The 16,594-nt window shown below is 67.2% G+C and carries 13 protein-coding genes and 1 CRISPR repeat array; of the genes, 10 read left to right on the top strand and 3 right to left on the bottom strand.

Features of this window, described 5'->3' with window-relative positions; all coding sequences use genetic code 11:
• Positions 1-212 (top strand): hypothetical protein (locus G6023_RS03715; RefSeq protein WP_241727661.1); only part of this gene is annotated, 212 nt, incomplete at its 5' end.
• A complete protein-coding gene (locus G6023_RS03710) occupies positions 209-1,096 on the top strand; it encodes an MBL fold metallo-hydrolase (RefSeq protein ID WP_182634118.1) in 888 nt (295 codons plus the stop codon). The genes G6023_RS03715 and G6023_RS03710, both read left to right, overlap by 4 nt.
• Positions 1,097-1,103: 7 nt before the next feature.
• On the opposite strand, the gene G6023_RS03705 is transcribed toward G6023_RS03710, so the two are convergent.
• From G6023_RS03705 to G6023_RS03695, 3 genes are all read right to left on the bottom strand, one after another.
• Positions 1,104-1,505 (bottom strand): ArsR/SmtB family transcription factor, encoded by a 402-nt coding sequence (locus tag G6023_RS03705; RefSeq protein WP_347570712.1) that lies wholly within the window; start codon positions 1,503-1,505, stop codon positions 1,104-1,106.
• A complete protein-coding gene (locus tag G6023_RS03700; protein WP_182634117.1) occupies positions 1,502-1,990 on the bottom strand; it encodes an SRPBCC domain-containing protein in 489 nt (162 codons plus the stop codon). The genes G6023_RS03705 and G6023_RS03700 overlap by 4 nt, the downstream gene beginning before the upstream one ends.
• 149 nt (positions 1,991-2,139) lie before the next feature.
• Complete coding sequence (locus tag G6023_RS03695; RefSeq protein ID WP_182634116.1) at positions 2,140-3,114, bottom strand: SDR family NAD(P)-dependent oxidoreductase; 975 nt, start codon at positions 3,112-3,114, stop codon at positions 2,140-2,142.
• A 335-nt stretch (positions 3,115-3,449) separates the two neighbouring features.
• Between G6023_RS03695 and cas3 the strand changes: the two genes are divergently transcribed.
• The 8 genes from cas3 to cas2e all read left to right on the top strand — a co-directional run bounded on the left by cas3 (position 3,450) and on the right by cas2e (position 12,370).
• Positions 3,450-6,251, top strand: coding sequence for a CRISPR-associated helicase Cas3' (gene cas3, locus G6023_RS03690; protein ID WP_182634115.1), 2,802 nt, complete (start codon positions 3,450-3,452; stop codon positions 6,249-6,251).
• Positions 6,248-7,852, top strand: a complete 1,605-nt coding sequence (gene casA, locus G6023_RS03685) for a type I-E CRISPR-associated protein Cse1/CasA (protein ID WP_182634114.1) — start codon at positions 6,248-6,250, stop codon at positions 7,850-7,852. The genes cas3 and casA overlap by 4 nt, the downstream gene beginning before the upstream one ends.
• 74 nt (positions 7,853-7,926) lie before the next feature.
• Positions 7,927-8,511 (top strand): type I-E CRISPR-associated protein Cse2/CasB, encoded by a 585-nt coding sequence (casB, locus tag G6023_RS03680; protein WP_163376991.1) that lies wholly within the window; start codon positions 7,927-7,929, stop codon positions 8,509-8,511.
• A gap of 45 nt (positions 8,512-8,556) precedes the next feature.
• Positions 8,557-9,669: a type I-E CRISPR-associated protein Cas7/Cse4/CasC gene (cas7e, locus tag G6023_RS03675; RefSeq protein WP_182634113.1), complete on the top strand. Its 1,113-nt coding sequence runs from the start codon at positions 8,557-8,559 to the stop codon at positions 9,667-9,669.
• Positions 9,666-10,370 (top strand): type I-E CRISPR-associated protein Cas5/CasD, encoded by a 705-nt coding sequence (gene cas5e, locus G6023_RS03670; protein WP_182634112.1) that lies wholly within the window; start codon positions 9,666-9,668, stop codon positions 10,368-10,370. The genes cas7e and cas5e overlap by 4 nt, the downstream gene beginning before the upstream one ends.
• Positions 10,370-11,050, top strand: coding sequence for a type I-E CRISPR-associated protein Cas6/Cse3/CasE (cas6e, locus tag G6023_RS03665; RefSeq protein WP_182634111.1), 681 nt, complete (start codon positions 10,370-10,372; stop codon positions 11,048-11,050). The genes cas5e and cas6e overlap by 1 nt, the downstream gene beginning before the upstream one ends.
• A gap of 1 nt (position 11,051) precedes the next feature.
• Complete coding sequence (cas1e, locus tag G6023_RS03660) at positions 11,052-12,032, top strand: type I-E CRISPR-associated endonuclease Cas1e (protein ID WP_182634110.1); 981 nt, start codon at positions 11,052-11,054, stop codon at positions 12,030-12,032.
• Entirely contained in the window at positions 12,026-12,370 is a 345-nt protein-coding gene (gene cas2e, locus G6023_RS03655) for a type I-E CRISPR-associated endoribonuclease Cas2e (protein ID WP_163376996.1), read from the top strand. Before cas1e ends, cas2e begins: the two co-directional genes overlap by 7 nt.
• Positions 12,371-12,539: 169 nt before the next feature.
• A CRISPR array of direct repeats spans positions 12,540-16,534; the repeat unit is 29 nt; unit sequence GTGCTCCCCGCGCGAGCGGGGATGGTCCC.
• Positions 16,535-16,594: the final 60 nt, after the last annotated feature.

Here is a 16,594-nt window from a genome sequence, read left to right as displayed (position 1 = left end):
CCCGGGCGTACGGCAGGAACAATCGTGGCATGCCCCACTACCGCCTCCACACCCCCGACCAGACGATCGACCTCGGCGACTTCGACAACGCCCAGGAGGCACTTGAGTCCGCAGTCTCCAGCCAGTCCGAGAAGCTCCCCGTCGACGGGTCGCTCGAGCTGCAGATTGGCGACGACTGGCATGCCGTCGACATCGAGGGGGACATGCCGTGAGCCCCGGCCGCGGTGCGGACGCGGGCGGCGCACCCGTGGGCTCGGTGACCCAGTGCGCGACCTGTGGGGTCGAGCGCGCGGAGCCGCTACCGGAGGTGTGCCCGATCTGCGCGGACGAGCGCCAGTACGTGCCGTCCGGTGGGCAGCGGTGGACCGACCCGGAGGAGTCCCGAGCCCGGGGCGCGTCGATCGAGTTCGCCGAGCGTGAGACCGACGTCCTCAACCTCGTGCAGGTCAACTGCCCCGGCATCGGGCAGAAGCCGGCGCTCATCCGCACCGAGCACGGCAATGTGCTGGTGGAGGCGCCGAACTACATCAGCGACGAGGCGGTCGCCGCGGTGCGCGGGTGGGGCGGCCTCGCCGCGATCATCGCCTCGCATCCGCACATGTACGGGGTGCAGTCGCTCTGGTCGGCGGCGTTCGACGACTGCCCGGTCTACGTCTCCGCGCCGGACGAGCAGTGGCTGGGCCTGCGGCCGGGCAACACGGTGGTGTGGGGCGGGGGCCACACCGCGGACCCGGCGGACGGCGGCGAGATCGAGATCGTGCCGGGCGTGCGCGCGTCCCAGCCCGGCGGGCATTTCCCGGGCAGTGTGGTGGTGCACTGGACCTCCTCCGACGGTCGCGGCGTGTTGTTCACCGGTGACACGATCGGTTCGGTCGCGGATCCGGGGTGGGTGACCTTCATGCGCTCGTTCCCCAACTGGATGCCGCTGTCCGGCGCCGTCGTCCGCCGGATCGCCGACCACGTCTCGCATTACGACTTCGACCGCATCTACAGCAACTTCGGCGGCTGCGTGCCGCGGGACGCCCGCGGTGCCGTCCAGCGCTCGGCGGAGCGCTACGCCGCCTGGGTCGACGGCGAGTTCGACCACCTCACCTGACCTGCGGTCACTCTGCGCGCCGGGAGTGTTCGGCGTGTTCGGCGCGCTCGGCATGATCTTTGACCAGGGCGAGCCTCCGATCCCAGCCCCGGGACACCGCGCCGAGCAGATCGGAGATCTCCCAGATCCGATCGGGCCGGACCGCGTGGACCTGCCGTCGCTGCTGTGGGCTCGCGGTGACGAGCCCGGAGTCCACCAGCATCCGCAGGTGTTTGGCCACCGCCTGCCTGCTGATCCCGAGGTCGGCGGCCACCGCGCCGGCGTCGTCCGGCCGATCGGCCAGACGGACGAGGATGCGGCGGCGGGTCCGGTCGGCGAGAGCGGCGAAGACGCCGTCCGCCTCGGGCGCGAGCAGGTCCGACAGCCCCTCCCCCTCGGCCGCGCGGGAGTCGGTGGGGGCGTCGCTCACGCCTGATCCTCCGCCCGGCGCCGGGCGAGGTCGAGTTCGGTCTCCCACCCGGCGGAGTTCTCCTCGAACCGCTGGCGGCGCACCACCGCGTCGCTGCTCAGGCCGGCGAATCCGGTCTCCCGCACCGTGAGCACCACGCCGGAACCCTGCGGCTCGACGGTGAACTCGATCGTGTTGGACGGGAACTCGTCGACGCTGCCGACCTGCCCGCCCAGCCAGCGGAACATCGCACGGCGGGGCGGGTCCAACTCGACGGTGCGGATGCTGAACTCGCCGTGCACCGGGTCCACCACCCGCGAGACGTCACCCTCGGTGGTGATCTCGTGCTCGGTCCACTCGCCGTCGTTGATGAACCATCCCGGTTCCGAGATGATGCCCCACACGGTCTGCGCCTCGGCGTCGATGCGGATGCTGCGGACGATCTCGTCCGGCACGTCGTCGGTGGTCGTATCGGGTCCGGTTCCGGCCGTTCGGTTCTCGCTCATGGGACTTCCCTCCCTCGCGGTGCGTTCCGCTCGGTGGATGCTGGGTCGCGGGGTGCACCTGTGGCTCCACCATGGCACGGGCGCAGCCGTAGTGCAACCCCTCGGTTGCACTAACCCTCACGCGAGCCCGCGGCCTGCCCGCGGCGGCCTCAGTCCGTCGCCGTCTCCGCCGCGGCGAACTCCCAGAAGCGCTCCGCGATCGCCGGGTCCGATGCCTCGGCGCTGCGTCCGATGAGCGTCGGCATCCCCCGCAGGTGCTGCATCGCGTCCGGCCCTGTGTAGCTGCACGGCGGCAGCGGACGGGTCGCGGCGAACATCGTCGTGAGCGCGGCCTGCGCGGCGGGCTGGGCGAAGAGCGAACACACACCGGTCACCACCCGGTCGATCGCCGCGTTGCCGGTGGCATCGGAGATCCCCGTGGCCGCCCAGCCGGGGTGGGTGAGCTGCACGTCCACCCCCACCGCCGCCGCCTCGGCCCTCCCGTCCCGCAGCCGCTGGTCCAGCGCCAGGCCCCACAGCATGTCGCCGAGCTTGGACTGGGCGTAGGCCGCGGCGGGGGTCCACCGTCGACGGCGAAAATGCGGGTCATCGACATCGAAGGATCCACTCTTGTGGGCGTTGGACGCGACGATCACCACCCGTCGCCGCACCAGCGGCAACAGCAGGTTCGTCAGCAGGAACGGGCCCAGCACGTTGACGCCGAGGAGCATCTCGAACCCGTCGGCGGTCTCGCACCGGCGTGGGGTGATGGCGCCGGCGTTGTTGACCAGCACGTCGATCTGTTCGACCTCCCCGTCGGCTTTCTCGCCGGCCACCCTGCCGATCTGCCCGCCGATCTGCCCGCCGACCCGCTCTTCCGCGTCGCCGCCACCGACGCCGGTCAGCTCGCCCGCCGCCCGGCGGACGCTCTCGAGCGAGGCGAGGTCGACCTCCACCACCCGGGTTTCACCGGGCAACTGCGCCGCCACCTGCCGCCCGCGCTCGGTGTCACGGACGGCGAGGATCACCCGCGCTCCTGCCCGGGACGCCGCCCTGGCCGTCTCCAACCCGACCCCACTCGTCGCGCCGGTGACGAGCCAGGTCTGTCCGGTCAGGTCGGGGAGGTCGATCGTCTTCTCAGGCACCGTCGCAGCCTACGACTGATATTCCCCGGCGGCGGTCGTCACCAAGAAAGGCACCTACCCACCATTCGACCCCCCTCACCCACCCAGCCGCGAGAACAGCAGAATGCGAGCAGGTTACCCTCTCCTCAGCCGTCCCCTACTCAACGAGACGGCTTCCCGCCCGTCGGGATGATCCGTAGATGTTGGTCTCTGACCAGCCTCCTGGATACGTGCTCCCTGCTCACGCGGGGCTGGAAAGGACGGATTGCAGTGCGGTCCGGCCTCGTCAACGTGCACTAAGCAAATGTCTGAATTAGATATTGGTTTCTTCGGTTAATTGATCTACTCTAATGTTTATGGCTCACACCACACCACACGGGTACGACAGTTCGCCGTCCATCGACGAACTCTCGCCATCAGCCCGCGCGCAGTGGGCCAAGTCCGACTACAAGGACGGTGCCGAGTGGATGCCTCTCTACCAGCACATAACCGACACCGCGGCGGTCGCCGAACACCTTTGGGACCAGTTCCTGCCGCAAGCGACCAAACAGGTACTCATCTCGGCACTGGACGGCGATTCGGGGCTCGCCAGGAAGACGGTCATCTGGCTTGCAGCAGCACACGACCTTGGAAAAGCCTCCCCGGCCTTCGCTGTCCAAGTTGACGGTCTCCGCGACAGGATCTCCGACGCTGAATTGGAGTTTCACCCCGCCGTCCATCGGAATCGCTCGAAGCTGCCACATTCGATGGCGACGTTCCTAATCTTGTGTGAGTGGCTGGAAGCCAGGCACGGCTTCCCCCCGAGACTCTCGCCGGTCTACGCCTCGATCCCGCTCGGACACCACGGGTCGTTCCGTCCGCCGCCCCGAGAGTACGAAGGCGACCCAGCACTCCTCGGCACTGGCACAGACTGGTCGCGCGTGCAGTTCGAATTGGCGGACTTCGCCGCAGCGAACGCCCACCTCTCCCCGGCAGATCTACAGCGACTCTCGACCGTTCGTCCGGGTCAACCTGCGGCGCTCATTGCTGCAGGACTGACGATTCTCGCCGACTGGATCGCATCCAACCAGGAACTGTTCGCCCTGACGACAGCTCCGCGGCATCCAGGAGCCGCCGAGGCCGCCATGCTGCGCCTCGGACTGCCCCTGCCCTGGGTATCCGACATACCCGGTGACGGGAGCCTGTTCGCCGCCCATCTTGGGCTCGATAATCCCCGACCGGTTCAAACGGGCATCGTCGCACTGGCACACGAGGTCAAGCGACCTGAGCTACTCATCCTCGAAGCACCGACCGGTGAGGGCAAGACGAAAGCAGCCTTCGGCGCGAGCGAGGTCCTCGCCGCGCGGTTCGGCCTCGGCGGTGCGATATTCGCACTGCCCACTCAGGCGACCGCAGATGGGATCTTCGGACCGGTACAGGAGTGGATCAGCGCGATCCAGGGCTCGCAGACCCTGTCCATCGGGCTCGCACATGGCAAGTCTGCATTCAATACGGATTATCGGGATATCCCGCGGATGTCCCCCATCTTCGACTCCGACCCGGCCAGCGGGGCCTTCGAGCACGGGTCCGTCATCGCCCACCGTTTCCTGACCGGCCGCAGCAAACTCGCTACGATGTCCGACTTCGTCGTCGGCACCATCGATCAGATCCTCCTGGGCGCCCTCTGTTCCAAGCACGTCGCCTTGCGACACCTCGGCTTGAGCGGAAAAGTCGTGGTGCTCGACGAAATCCATGCGGCTGACGAGTACATGCGGCAATACCTGTGCAGGATTCTGACGTGGCTTGCCGCCTACGGCGTGCCCGTGATCGCGATGTCTGCAACACTTCCTCCTTCTGTCCGGAGAGAACTCGTCGCCGCGTACAACGAAGGGCTGGGACGCCGGACACCGCGTGCCGACCCGGACGAGGAGATCACCTACCCGCGGATCACCGCGACGTGTCCGGACGGTTCCGAGACGATCCGTCTCGAGCCCTCGGCGCGACGATCAGTCATGACGATCGAGGAGTACGCCGGAACCACTGCCGATATCGCGCGGCGGGTCATCACCGAATCGAAGCACGGCGGCAGCATCGCTGTGGTCTGCGACACCGTGCACCGCGCTCAGGAGGTGTTCACAGCGCTTTCGAGCGATGCGTCCGGCGACGTCGAGCTCCGACTTCTGCACTCTCGATTCCTCACTCCCGACCGACTCGCCAAGGAGGTCGAACTGCGCGAACGGCTCGGCCCCGGTGCCCCGACCGGTCCCCGCCCGCTTATCGTCATCGCGACGCAGGTCATCGAACAATCACTCGACGTCGACTTCGACTTGATGTTCACCGATATCGCGCCCATCGACCTCATCATCCAGCGCGCTGGACGACTTCACCGCCACGAGTGGAAGAACCCCGGGCGACCGTCAGCGCACCGCTCGGCTCGCCTGATCCTGACTGGGTTCGACCGCGACGACGACGGAGTACCTGTGCTCGATCGCGGCTGCCGGACCGTCTACGGAGCGGCACCTCTCTTGCGATGTATAGCCACCCTCGACGAGCACCACAGGTCACACGACAGCATCACGAGCCCCGACGACGTCGCCCTCTTGGTGACTCGCGCCTACGAGTCGATATCGGCACCGGACGGGTGGGCCAACGAGTGGAGCGAGGCGGAGCGTATCGCCGACCGGGTCCGCGCCGACAAGCGAAGCAAGGCAGCGCTATTCCGCGTGCCCGCGCCGGCCAAAGGCCCACTCGTCGGCTGGGCGCACGTAGAGGCCCCGAGCTCTACCGAAGAACAGGGCATTGCGCAGGTGCGTGACTCGGAGGACTCGATCGAAGTGGTCGTCGTCGAGCGGGTCGGCGGGCGACACCGAATCCCGAGGTGGGCAGGCACGTTATCTGGAATGCAGGTGGACATGGCCACGGTCATCGAGGATGACGTCGCCTACGCCGCCTCACTCAACACCCTGCGGCTTCCCGGATATCTCGGTACTGGTGGACTCGGCGACCAGCTCATCGACGAGCTCGAACAGAACTGCATTGATACCTGGCAGAACTCGCGCTGGCTGCGCGGGACGCTGCCACTGGTACTCGGCGAAGATGGTTCGGCCTTCCATGCAGGACACCACTTCCAGTACGACACCCAGCTCGGCCTAGTTGTGACCAAGAAGGAGCTGCAGTGAACCGGCCTGTCGTCGAGAACGCGTCCTTCAATCTCATCGACGAGCCGTGGATCCGGGTGCGGCTAGTCGATGGCCGCGCAGAGACGGTCTCTCTGCGCGAAGTATTCCGCCGCTCCACGGAAATCGGTCGCATCGCCGGGGAGCTACCAACCCAGGATTTTGCGATTCTTCGCTTGATCCTCGCGGTCCTGTATCGCGCGGTGCCGAACGATGACGATCTCGGCGAGATCTGGGAATCCGGAACGCTGCCTCTCGACCAGATCGGTGACTATCTCGATCGGTGGCACGACAGATTCGACCTGTTCGACAGAATCCACCCGTTCATGCAGGTCGCAGGGTTGGAGAGCACGTCTGGAGCTACTCGCCCGCTAACGCTTCTGGTCCCTGACGCACCGGGGCCGGGCAGCCTCTTCACTATGAGACGGGACGTGGGCGAACTGTCGTTCGCCGAGGCTGCACGGTGGCTGGTGCACTGTCAGGCCTACGATGTCGACGGCATCAAGACGGGTGCTGTCGACGATCCACGCACCAAGGGGGGCAGGGGGTACCCAATCGGTGTCGGTTGGGCCGGCTGGCTCGGGGGCCTCTATCTGGAAGGTGCCGACTTCCGCGAAACCCTGTTGCACAACTGGGTTCCGAAGCCCGACACGGCAGAAAAAGACTACGCGCTGTGGGAACTCGATCCCCTGACTCCGGCAGCGCGTCAGGTCAGCGCGATCGGCCCATTCGGTCCGGCAGGGCTGTTCACCTGGCCGATTCGCCACATTCGCCTCTTCACCTCGGGTGATCGCGTCACTCGACTTCTAATCTGCATCGGCGATCCGATAGCCAAGGCGCGCCAACTCGCGATCGAGCCGATGACTTCCTGGAGGTACAGCGAGCCTCAGACCAAGAAGGAAGTGTCCGCGGTTCCCCTTTACATGCCCCGTGCCCACGACTTCAGCAGAGCCCTGTGGCGTGGTCTCTCCGCGCTGCTGCCGCCCCCGGAACCTCGCGTTAACAAGAAGGGCATTGTCGAGTCCCTACCGTCCGAGATCGTGAACCGTCTCGGCACCCGGGTCATGTCCCGCCAGCTACCGAACCAGCGGGTGTCCCTGGTGTCCGTGGGCGTCGAGTACGGCTCCAACATGTCCGTCTACTCGGAAATATTTACCGACCGGCTGGTCGTCTACCCGGCGATCGCGCACGGCGAAAGCTCCGCCTACCGTGGCGTTATCGAGGCGATCGAGCGGTCCGATCACGGAGTCTCCGCGCTGGCCCGGCTCGCCTCGGACCTCGCTGTCGCCAACGGGGGAGATCCCGCCGGCGCCGCAGCGCGGGCTCGAACAACCGCCTACGCGGCCCTCGATCAACACTTCCGCTTCTGGATCAGTCATGTGGGCGGTGACTTCGATACCGAGAATCTCCTCCAGGCCTGGTTCGCGAAAGCGCACTCGACCATCCGGGATCTCGGAGTTGAGCTCCTGGATTCCGCGCCCCCCCGATCCCGTGGCGTGAGGGTGGTCGACGGGCGAGCGATGTCCGCCGGCGCGGCAGCCGACTGGTTCTACTTCAACCTCAGGCGGCACCTGCCCGTCGAACGGAAGGACGACACGCGATGACCGAGTCTCAGCGGCGGTACCGATCAGCCGTCAACCAGCACGTAAACCGACGGGCTGCGGACCTCTGTGAGGGAGTGAGACATAACCGTGGTGCCGCCGTCGGCGCGCTGGCACGCCTCCGCCGCGCAACAGCGACAGAGATCGGCGAGGATCCCTCCGCGTGGCAGATCGCCTTTCTCGGCTACCCCGTACCTGAGGACGACCGCGACTACCCGAGCGCCGACGAGAAAGCCGTGTACCTCACCTTGACCCTGTTCGCACTCCACCAGCAGTCAAAGAACGAGCCGATGCACGAAGACGGGGGCCCTTCTCTCGGCACTGCACTGAGTCGACTGGCGCGGATCAGCGGCAGCGAGGACGCCAGCGATCCGGTCGTCCGGCGATTCAATGCCCTGGTCACGGCGGACAGTGAACCGGAGACTCGCTGGCATCTCCGGAGCCTCGTGGGTCAACTTCGTGCGCATGATATCCGGCTCGACTACGGGCGCCTGGCCGACGATCTCTCTGTACTCGGCGGACACCACCGCCGCAGCGAGAGTTCGGACCAGGCCCGGAGGCGCGTCCAGCTTCGGTGGTCCCGCGACTTCAGCCGGGCTCCGAAACCTGACGAGGAGTCGGCCACAGGGTCCGCCAGCGAGTCGGCCACCTCGACCGACTGATCCACCCACACGTTCACCCACGCAGGCCAGCCACCAGGAGAAAGCATGTCACTGTTCATCGACTTTCACGTCGTGCATTCCGTCCCGCCCGCCAACATCAACCGTGACGAGGACGGCAGTCCCAAGACCACCACCTTCGGAGGCACCAGGCGTGCACGAGTGTCGAGTCAAGCCTGGAAACGCGCCGTGCGCCACGACTTCACCGAGCATCTGGACGAGTCCGAGCTCGGGATCCGGACGCTACGGATGGTCGACCAGATCGCTGCGCGGATCGGCGCTCTCGATCCGTCCGGTAAGGATTTCGCACAGGAGCGCGCGGCTGAGGTGCTCACCGCCACCGGGATCAAGGTAGAGAAGGTCAAGCCTCGGAAGAGCGACGAAGACCCGAAGGAGTACTCTCGGACCGGCGCGCTTTTGTTCCTCAGCAATCCGCAGATCGACGCACTCGCCGAACTCGCCGTGACCACCGAAGGCAAGATCGAGAAGAAGGCTGCTAAGGACTTACTGTCGCGGGGCAACTCGATCGACCTCGCCCTGTTCGGTCGGATGATCGCGGACGCACCCGACCACAATGTCGATGCCGCAGCCCAGGTCGCCCACGCGATCGGCACGCATACCGTCGTGCCCGAGTTCGACTACTTCACCGCCGTCGATGACAAGCAGTCGGCGGACAACGCCGGCGCCGGCATGATCGGCACTGTCGAGTTCAACACCGCGACGCTCTACAGGTACGCAACGGTCAACGTCGCACGATTGCAGGAGAACCTCGGCAACGTCGAGGCGGTCGCTCGCGGCGTCGAGGCCTTCGCCCGTTCGTTCATCACCTCTATGCCGACCGGCAAGCGCAACACGTTCGCCAACAAGACGCTGCCGTCGCTAGTCCTGGCTACGGTACGTACCGACCAACCGATCAATCTCGCCGCGGCCTTCGAAGACGCTGTCCCCCCTACGGGCGGACTGACCAGAAGGTCGGTCAATGCACTGCTCGACGAAGCGGACCGGGTCTACTCGGCCTTTGACGCCAGACCGGCCGCGTCGTACGCGATAACCACGATCGATGCAGTGGACCTGGACGAGGCGATTCAAACCGTATCGCTCGATGACCTTGTAACCTCTCTCGGCGGCGAGGTGCGGACGCGCGTTGGAGAGACCCTGTGACCGGGACGCTTCTGGTCGAGTTGGCAGCACCCATGCAGGCGTGGGGCGACTCCAGCCGGTTCACCCAACGGCAAACCCGCCCTGAGCCGACGAAGAGCGGCGTGGTAGGTCTGCTCGCTGCGGCGATGGGCCGTCGCCGTACCGATCCGATCGAGGACCTCGCGCGTCTCCGCTTCGGCGTGAGGACCGACCAGCCCGGTCGACTTGAACGGGATTTCCAGACGGAAATCGACTGGCGGACAGGAAAGTCCAAGGCGCTCACTCACCGCTACTACCTCGCCGACGCAAAGTTCGTGGCCGCCGTGGAGGGCCCCGCCGTGTTGCTGGAGGCTCTCGTCAGCGCTTTGAGGAATCCGACCTTCTCGCTGTATCTCGGTCGACGTTCCTTCCCTCCAGCCGGGCCGATCAGGGGGCGGATTGTCGACTCGACGGTGCAAGTTGCTCTCAGCGAGGCCGAGTGGACGGCAAGTACCCGTCATCGTCGCATGCAGGGCAGCACAGTGGGGCTTCCGGTCGTGCGTGACGCCGAACCCGGCGAGGCCATTGCGGAATCCGTCCGCGACTTTCCGATCAGCTTCGACCCCGCTCATCGGCAGTACGAGTGGCGGGACGTAGTGCACTACACGGTCCCAGTCCACAACCCTGCGTCCGAGCGCCCGGCGGCGCGGCTCGACTGGCTCGCTCCACTTGGAGGTAGCTAATGTACATGTCAAAAATCTCATTGAACCGGCGTCGTCGGGGAGCGATGAAGCTGCTCGGAAGCCGGCACGCGATGCATGCTGCGGTGATGTCATCGTTTTCTCCCGGCACACCTACGAGCACCGAAGCCGGACGAGTGCTCTGGCGGGTCGATCGCCATGACGAGGCCGTCGACCTCCTGGTCGTCAGCCCAGCCGAGCCGTGCCTGGCGCACATCAACGACCAAGCTGGCTGGTCGACGGGAGCTACCTGGGCCACCCGGGACTACAAGTCGTTCCTGGCGTCGATCACGGAAGACCAAGAATACATCTTCCGCCTCGCCGCCAACCCGACTCATCGGATCTCTACGCCAGCCGACGGAGGCGTTCGGAAGCAGATCGTAGGACACGTGACGGACGGTCATCAGAGGCAGTGGTTTCTCGATCGAACTGTGTCCAACGGGTTCAGCGTGATCGAGAACTCGTCGAACAGCGAAGACCGGACCCACCCTGAACTGGTGGTACGGGACCGTGAGACAGTCGTCTTTCGGCGAGGATCTCAGCGCGTCACGTTACGATCGGCCGTGTTCGAGGGCCAACTGCGGGTCGACGACACTGAACGTTTGCGCAAGGCACTTACGCAAGGAATCGGCCGCGCCAAAGGGTACGGTTGCGGGCTGCTGACATTACTGCCGGTGTCCTGACATGGTCGAGATTCCCGGAGTGCGCCCAACGCGACCTAGCGAACTGGTCCGCGTCCAGGATCGGCTCTCGTTCGTCTATGTCGAGCGTGCGACGATCGGACGTGACGACAGCGCGATCACGGCAACAGATGACGCTGGCGTGATACATATACCGGCAGCTTCTCTGGGCGCGCTGTTGCTCGGCCCCGGGACCAGGGTGACGCACCAGGCGATGCTGTTGATGGCTGACAGCGGCTCAACAGCGGTATGGGTCGGAGAGCGCGGTGTCCGCTATTACGCACACGGGCGCCCACTCGGTCGGACCTCCCGGCTGCTGGACGCGCAAGCCCGCGCGGTGTCCAATACTCGCGGTCGCATCGCCGTCGCCCGCGCGATGTACGAGATGCGCTTTCCCGATGAAGACGTGTCAGCGTGTTCGATGCAGCAACTTCGCGGACGTGAGGGAGCCCGAGTCCGCAGTCTGTACCGTACACATTCAGCGCGGACTGGGGTCGAATGGAAGCGTCGCGACTACGACCCGAAGGATTTCACAGCCTCCGACGTGATCAACCAGGCGCTCTCAGCAGCGCACACATGTCTGTACGGTGTTGTCCATTCCGTGGTTGTGGCCCTCGGTTGCAGTCCGGGTCTTGGATTTGTCCACACCGGCCACGACCGGTCATTCGTGTACGACATCGCGGATTTGTACAAGGCCGAAATAACCATTCCGGTGGCCTTCGATGTAGCTGAGATCATCAATCGGGAACGCCTCCCAGCTGACGACGTGGGAGCCATGACCCGCAGAGCCGTTCGAGATGCCGTGAAATCCGGCGCCATCCTGACACGTTGTGTTCGTGACATCTACACCCTCCTCCTCCCAGGAGACACGGATGCTGTGGAGGAAGCCGACTACGCCGATGTAATTGAGCTCTGGGACGACCACGGCCACAATGTAGTCGCCGGCACCAATTTCTCATCCGCCGATGCGGACCTGCCGTGGTAGTGGTTGTCCTCACCAGTTGTCCGGCGAAACTCCGCGGACAACTTACCCGCTGGCTGCTTGAGATCAGCGCCGGAGTCTACGTCGGCCACGTTCCGGCTCGAGTACGGGACCTACTATGGAGCCAGATCGTCGAGTACGTGAAGGACGGCAAGGCGATCATGGTGCACAATTCTGACGGGGAACAGCGGCTTACATTCAAGACTCACCGTCACGAATGGGAGCCCGTCGATCTCGACGGCATCACCCTGATCCGTCGTCCGACCAACAACGAAACCACCCGTGGACGAGTTCGCAAGGGCTGGAGCACGGCTGCACAGCGTCGACGCAGACGTTACTGAAGTGATCGGCCGCTAGGAGCCGCGAGATACTGGCGCTCCCGATTAGTAGCCTTGTACAAGTTAGTTCTTCGGCCGAGTACTGCGCCATTTCTCCGTCCGACCCCAGCCACTCCTGTCATAAGTCATGGAAGAGTGCCTTAGTCGATTGTAAGATGGCTGGTCAGCAAGCGTGCTCCCCGCGCGAGCGGGGATGGTCCCGAGAAGGGCGAGCAGGAGTTCAACGGCTGGGAGTGCTCCCCGCGCGAGCGGGGATGGTCCCGACAGACCAGAAATATCCGGCACCGGAGCATCGTGCTCCCCGCGCGAGCGGGGATGGTCCCTTGGCTACTTCGGCGACCACCTCTCGGGCCTGGTGCTCCCCGCGCGAGCGGGGATGGTCCCTCGCTGAAGCTGGGGACCCGCTCGGTCAGCGGGTGCTCCCCGCGCGAGCGGGGATGGTCCCCCGCCGTCGAGCAGCTCCAGGCCCGTCGTCATGTGCTCCCCGCGCGAGCGGGGATGGTCCCGAGCGGAGGTCGCCCTTGCCGCCGCCACCGGAGTGCTCCCCGCGCGAGCGGGGATGGTCCCAGCATCAGCATGGCCTGCTGCAGTTCGTAGTTGTGCTCCCCGCGCGAGCGGGGATGGTCCCAACGCCAACCTGGTCCTCCAGGCCAAGGCGTTGTGCTCCCCGCGCGAGCGGGGATGGTCCCGTCGCCACCCGCTACTGGCGCACCGGCTCCGTGTGCTCCCCGCGCGAGCGGGGATGGTCCCCTCGGCAGTGACGGTGGCGAGGGCCTTGGCGAGTGCTCCCCGCGCGAGCGGGGATGGTCCCACCGCCGCCGGATACGCCTCACTCAACGGCATGTGCTCCCCGCGCGAGCGGGGATGGTCCCATCACCACCGGTTCCGACAACATCATGATCGGGTGCTCCCCGCGCGAGCGGGGATGGTCCCCTCAGTGGCCTCATCAGGGTCGAAGTAGACCCGTGCTCCCCGCGCGAGCGGGGATGGTCCCGCCTCGTGCAGCGCCCACGGGCCCTGCACCTCGTGCTCCCCGCGCGAGCGGGGATGGTCCCGACACGACGTGGTCGCCGACAATGCGCCGCCAGTGCTCCCCGCGCGAGCGGGGATGGTCCCGTCGCGGGTCATCTCCTGCCAGGTCGCCCACGGTGCTCCCCGCGCGAGCGGGGATGGTCCGCTTGGCGACACCATGAACGTCCGCCGCCCCACGTGCTCCCCGCGCGAGCGGGGATGGTCCCTCGTAGGTGAACGCAACCCGGTAGGAGGTAGCGTGCTCCCCGCGCGAGCGGGGATGGTCCTGTGGGCGTGGGCACGTAGCCTTTGCAGTGCGCGTGCTCCCCGCGCGAGCGGGGATGGTCCCGAAGCCCGCGAACACGTCCGCCGATGCCTCGAGTGCTCCCCGCGCGAGCGGGGATGGTCCCGGGGAGCACTTGGCCTGGCTCGTACTCGGTGTGTGCTCCCCGCGCGAGCGGGGATGGTCCTATTGCGGGACGTGTTGGGGTGGCAGACGCGACGTGCTCCCCGCGCGAGCGGGGATGGTCCCGACGGCGAGGCGCACGGCACGTGGCCGCTGGAGTGCTCCCCGCGCGAGCGGGGATGGTCCCGAAGAGATGTCGATGGCGCTGTTCACGCCGCTGTGCTCCCCGCGCGAGCGGGGATGGTCCCGTTGATGATGCGAGGTCGCCGGCAAGCTGGATGTGCTCCCCGCGCGAGCGGGGATGGTCCCGCGGTCAGCGGCTTCTCGGCTTCCATCGCCAGGTGCTCCCCGCGCGAGCGGGGATGGTCCCCTGGTGGCGGGCACTACCCCCCTCTCGGCCCCGTGCTCCCCGCGCGAGCGGGGATGGTCCGTACGGCGGCACCTGGTCCTGCGCGAACGCATTGTGCTCCCCGCGCGAGCGGGGATGGTCCCACCGCATCCAGTACATGGAGCATCGAGAAGAAGTGCTCCCCGCGCGAGCGGGGATGGTCCCAGGGCGTAGTTGGTCTTGGACCTCGGCGCCATGTGCTCCCCGCGCGAGCGGGGATGGTCCCCGTTCCCAGGCAGCCTGACGGCTCATGCCGAGGTGCTCCCCGCGCGAGCGGGGATGGTCCGTCGGCGTTCCCGATGGAGGTGCCGATAGAGAAGTGCTCCCCGCGCGAGCGGGGATGGTCCCTGCGGGCGACCAAGGTTGTAGCCGTGACAGAGGTGCTCCCCGCGCGAGCGGGGATGGTCCCTTCGCCAGTCGGCCCGCGATGATGCGTTCCAGGTGCTCCCCGCGCGAGCGGGGATGGTCCCATCCACCGCACCTGCACGTAGTAGCCCGGGTCGTGCTCCCCGCGCGAGCGGGGATGGTCCCCCGGCGCATGGCCTCCGCCACCGCCGCGTCGAGTGCTCCCCGCGCGAGCGGGGATGGTCCCGTGCCCGTTCCCGAGGTCGGCTCTGAGGTCGAGTGCTCCCCGCGCGAGCGGGGATGGTCCCAGCCCGAACGTCATGAGTGCCACAGTGATCATGTGCTCCCCGCGCGAGCGGGGATGGTCCGTGGGCGCGTGCTCTGGAAAAGCGCGGCTTCCCGTGCTCCCCGCGCGAGCGGGGATGGTCCCGGGATCAGCTGCAGCCGGCCCCGACGAGCCTTGTGCTCCCCGCGCGAGCGGGGATGGTCCCAGGACAGCGACAGCGATCTGTGTGTTGCGGTCGTGCTCCCCGCGCGAGCGGGGATGGTCCACGGGGACTACAACCCCAACCCGCGCGCGTATGGTGCTCCCCGCGCGAGCGGGGATGGTCCCGTCGACACCGCCTCCGAGGTCATCGCGCAGCTGTGCTCCCCGCGCGAGCGGGGATGGTCCCGACCCGACCGGCCTACCCACGGGGTTGGGTGTGTGCTCCCCGCGCGAGCGGGGATGGTCCCGCGCCACCCGCATCCTTCGAGCACAAGTCCTGGTGCTCCCCGCGCGAGCGGGGATGGCCCCCGCCGAGGGTCCACGTGAGCCATGCGGGCTGGTGCTCCCCGCGCGAGCGGGGATGGTCCCCGGCCACACGCCGTAAGGCCAACACCGTCACCGTGCTCCCCGCGCGAGCGGGGATGGTCCCGACGGGCTGCTCAAGCCTGCCCAGGCGGCGGCGTGCTCCCCGCGCGAGCGGGGATGGTCCCGTAGGCGATGGACCGGGCACGGCGGTGGTTCGGTGCTCCCCGCGCGAGCGGGGATGGTCCCGACAGGGGGGCAACGGAAGCCACCCACGCCTGGTGCTCCCCGCGCGAGCGGGGATGGTCCCGTGCGCGGCCTGGGATGCTTCCGCGGCGGCGTGTGCTCCCCGCGCGAGCGGGGATGGTCCGCCGCGCTGCTCCCCGGCGATGGCCGCTTCCATGTGCTCCCCGCGCGAGCGGGGATGGTCCCGTCGGGTCAGCCCTGCGGTTGATCGTCTGCGAGTGCTCCCCGCGCGAGCGGGGATGGTCCCTATGGACAAGTCACGGAGTACGGCGAGCAGAAGTGCTCCCCGCGCGAGCGGGGATGGTCCCGACGGCTGCGGAAACCTGTCCGGGGCCAAACGGTGCTCCCCGCGCGAGCGGGGATGGTCCCAAGGCCGGCAAGACCACCTTCGTCGCCAACCTGTGCTCCCCGCGCGAGCGGGGATGGTCCCATCACCCAGGGGTAGGTGTTCACCGTGCCCATGTGCTCCCCGCGCGAGCGGGGATGTTCCCGCGGCGGGTTCACTGCCCCACGGGTCGGGCTGGTGCTCCCCGCGCGAGCGGGGATGGTCCCAAGCCGCACGGGCGCTGTGGGACCACGACAACGTGCTCCCCGCGCGAGCGGGGATGGTCCCTTCTTCGCCGCAGAGTGGTCACGTGACATTGATGTGCTCCCCGCGCGAGCGGGGATGGTCCGTGGACCCCCGAACAAGCCGGACACGTCGGCGAGTGCTCCCCGCGCGAGCCGGGATGGTCCGAAGGGCGAGATGGTCGACCGGGCCGTCCGCGCCGTGCTCCCCGCGCGAGCGGGGATGGTCCCATGGCGTGCTCAACGTCATGCGAGCGGATCGGGTGCTCCCCGCGCGAGCGGGGATGGTCCCGCGGACACGCTGACGGCGCGGGACTGCTGGTTGTGCTCCCCGCGCGAGCGGGGATGGTCCCGTCCGCGACAGGTTCGAGGGAGTGATCCCCGCGTGCTCCCCGCGCGAGCGGGGATGGTCCCACCTCCCCGATGCGGGTCTCGGTCTCGACCACGTGCTCCCCGCGCGAGCGGGGATGGTCC

It is taken from the genome of Dietzia sp. DQ11-71 (genome assembly GCF_014144995.1).
GTDB lineage: Bacteria > Actinomycetota > Actinomycetes > Mycobacteriales > Mycobacteriaceae > Dietzia > Dietzia kunjamensis.
The sequence above is the reverse complement of the archived record's forward strand: the minus strand, read 5'-3'. Positions and strand labels throughout refer to the sequence as shown.

Excerpts from the sequence above, each read along its gene's own strand:
- cas3 (WP_182634115.1), top strand. The coding sequence starts at position 3,450 with ATGGCTCACACCACACCACACGGGTACGACAGTTCGCCGTCCATCGAC.
- cas7e (WP_182634113.1), top strand. The coding sequence starts at position 8,557 with ATGTCACTGTTCATCGACTTTCACGTCGTGCATTCCGTCCCGCCCGCC.
- cas6e (WP_182634111.1), top strand. The coding sequence starts at position 10,370 with ATGTACATGTCAAAAATCTCATTGAACCGGCGTCGTCGGGGAGCGATG.
- G6023_RS03700 (WP_182634117.1), bottom strand. The coding sequence starts at position 1,990 with ATGAGCGAGAACCGAACGGCCGGAACCGGACCCGATACGACCACCGAC.
- cas1e (WP_182634110.1), top strand. The coding sequence starts at position 11,052 with ATGGTCGAGATTCCCGGAGTGCGCCCAACGCGACCTAGCGAACTGGTC.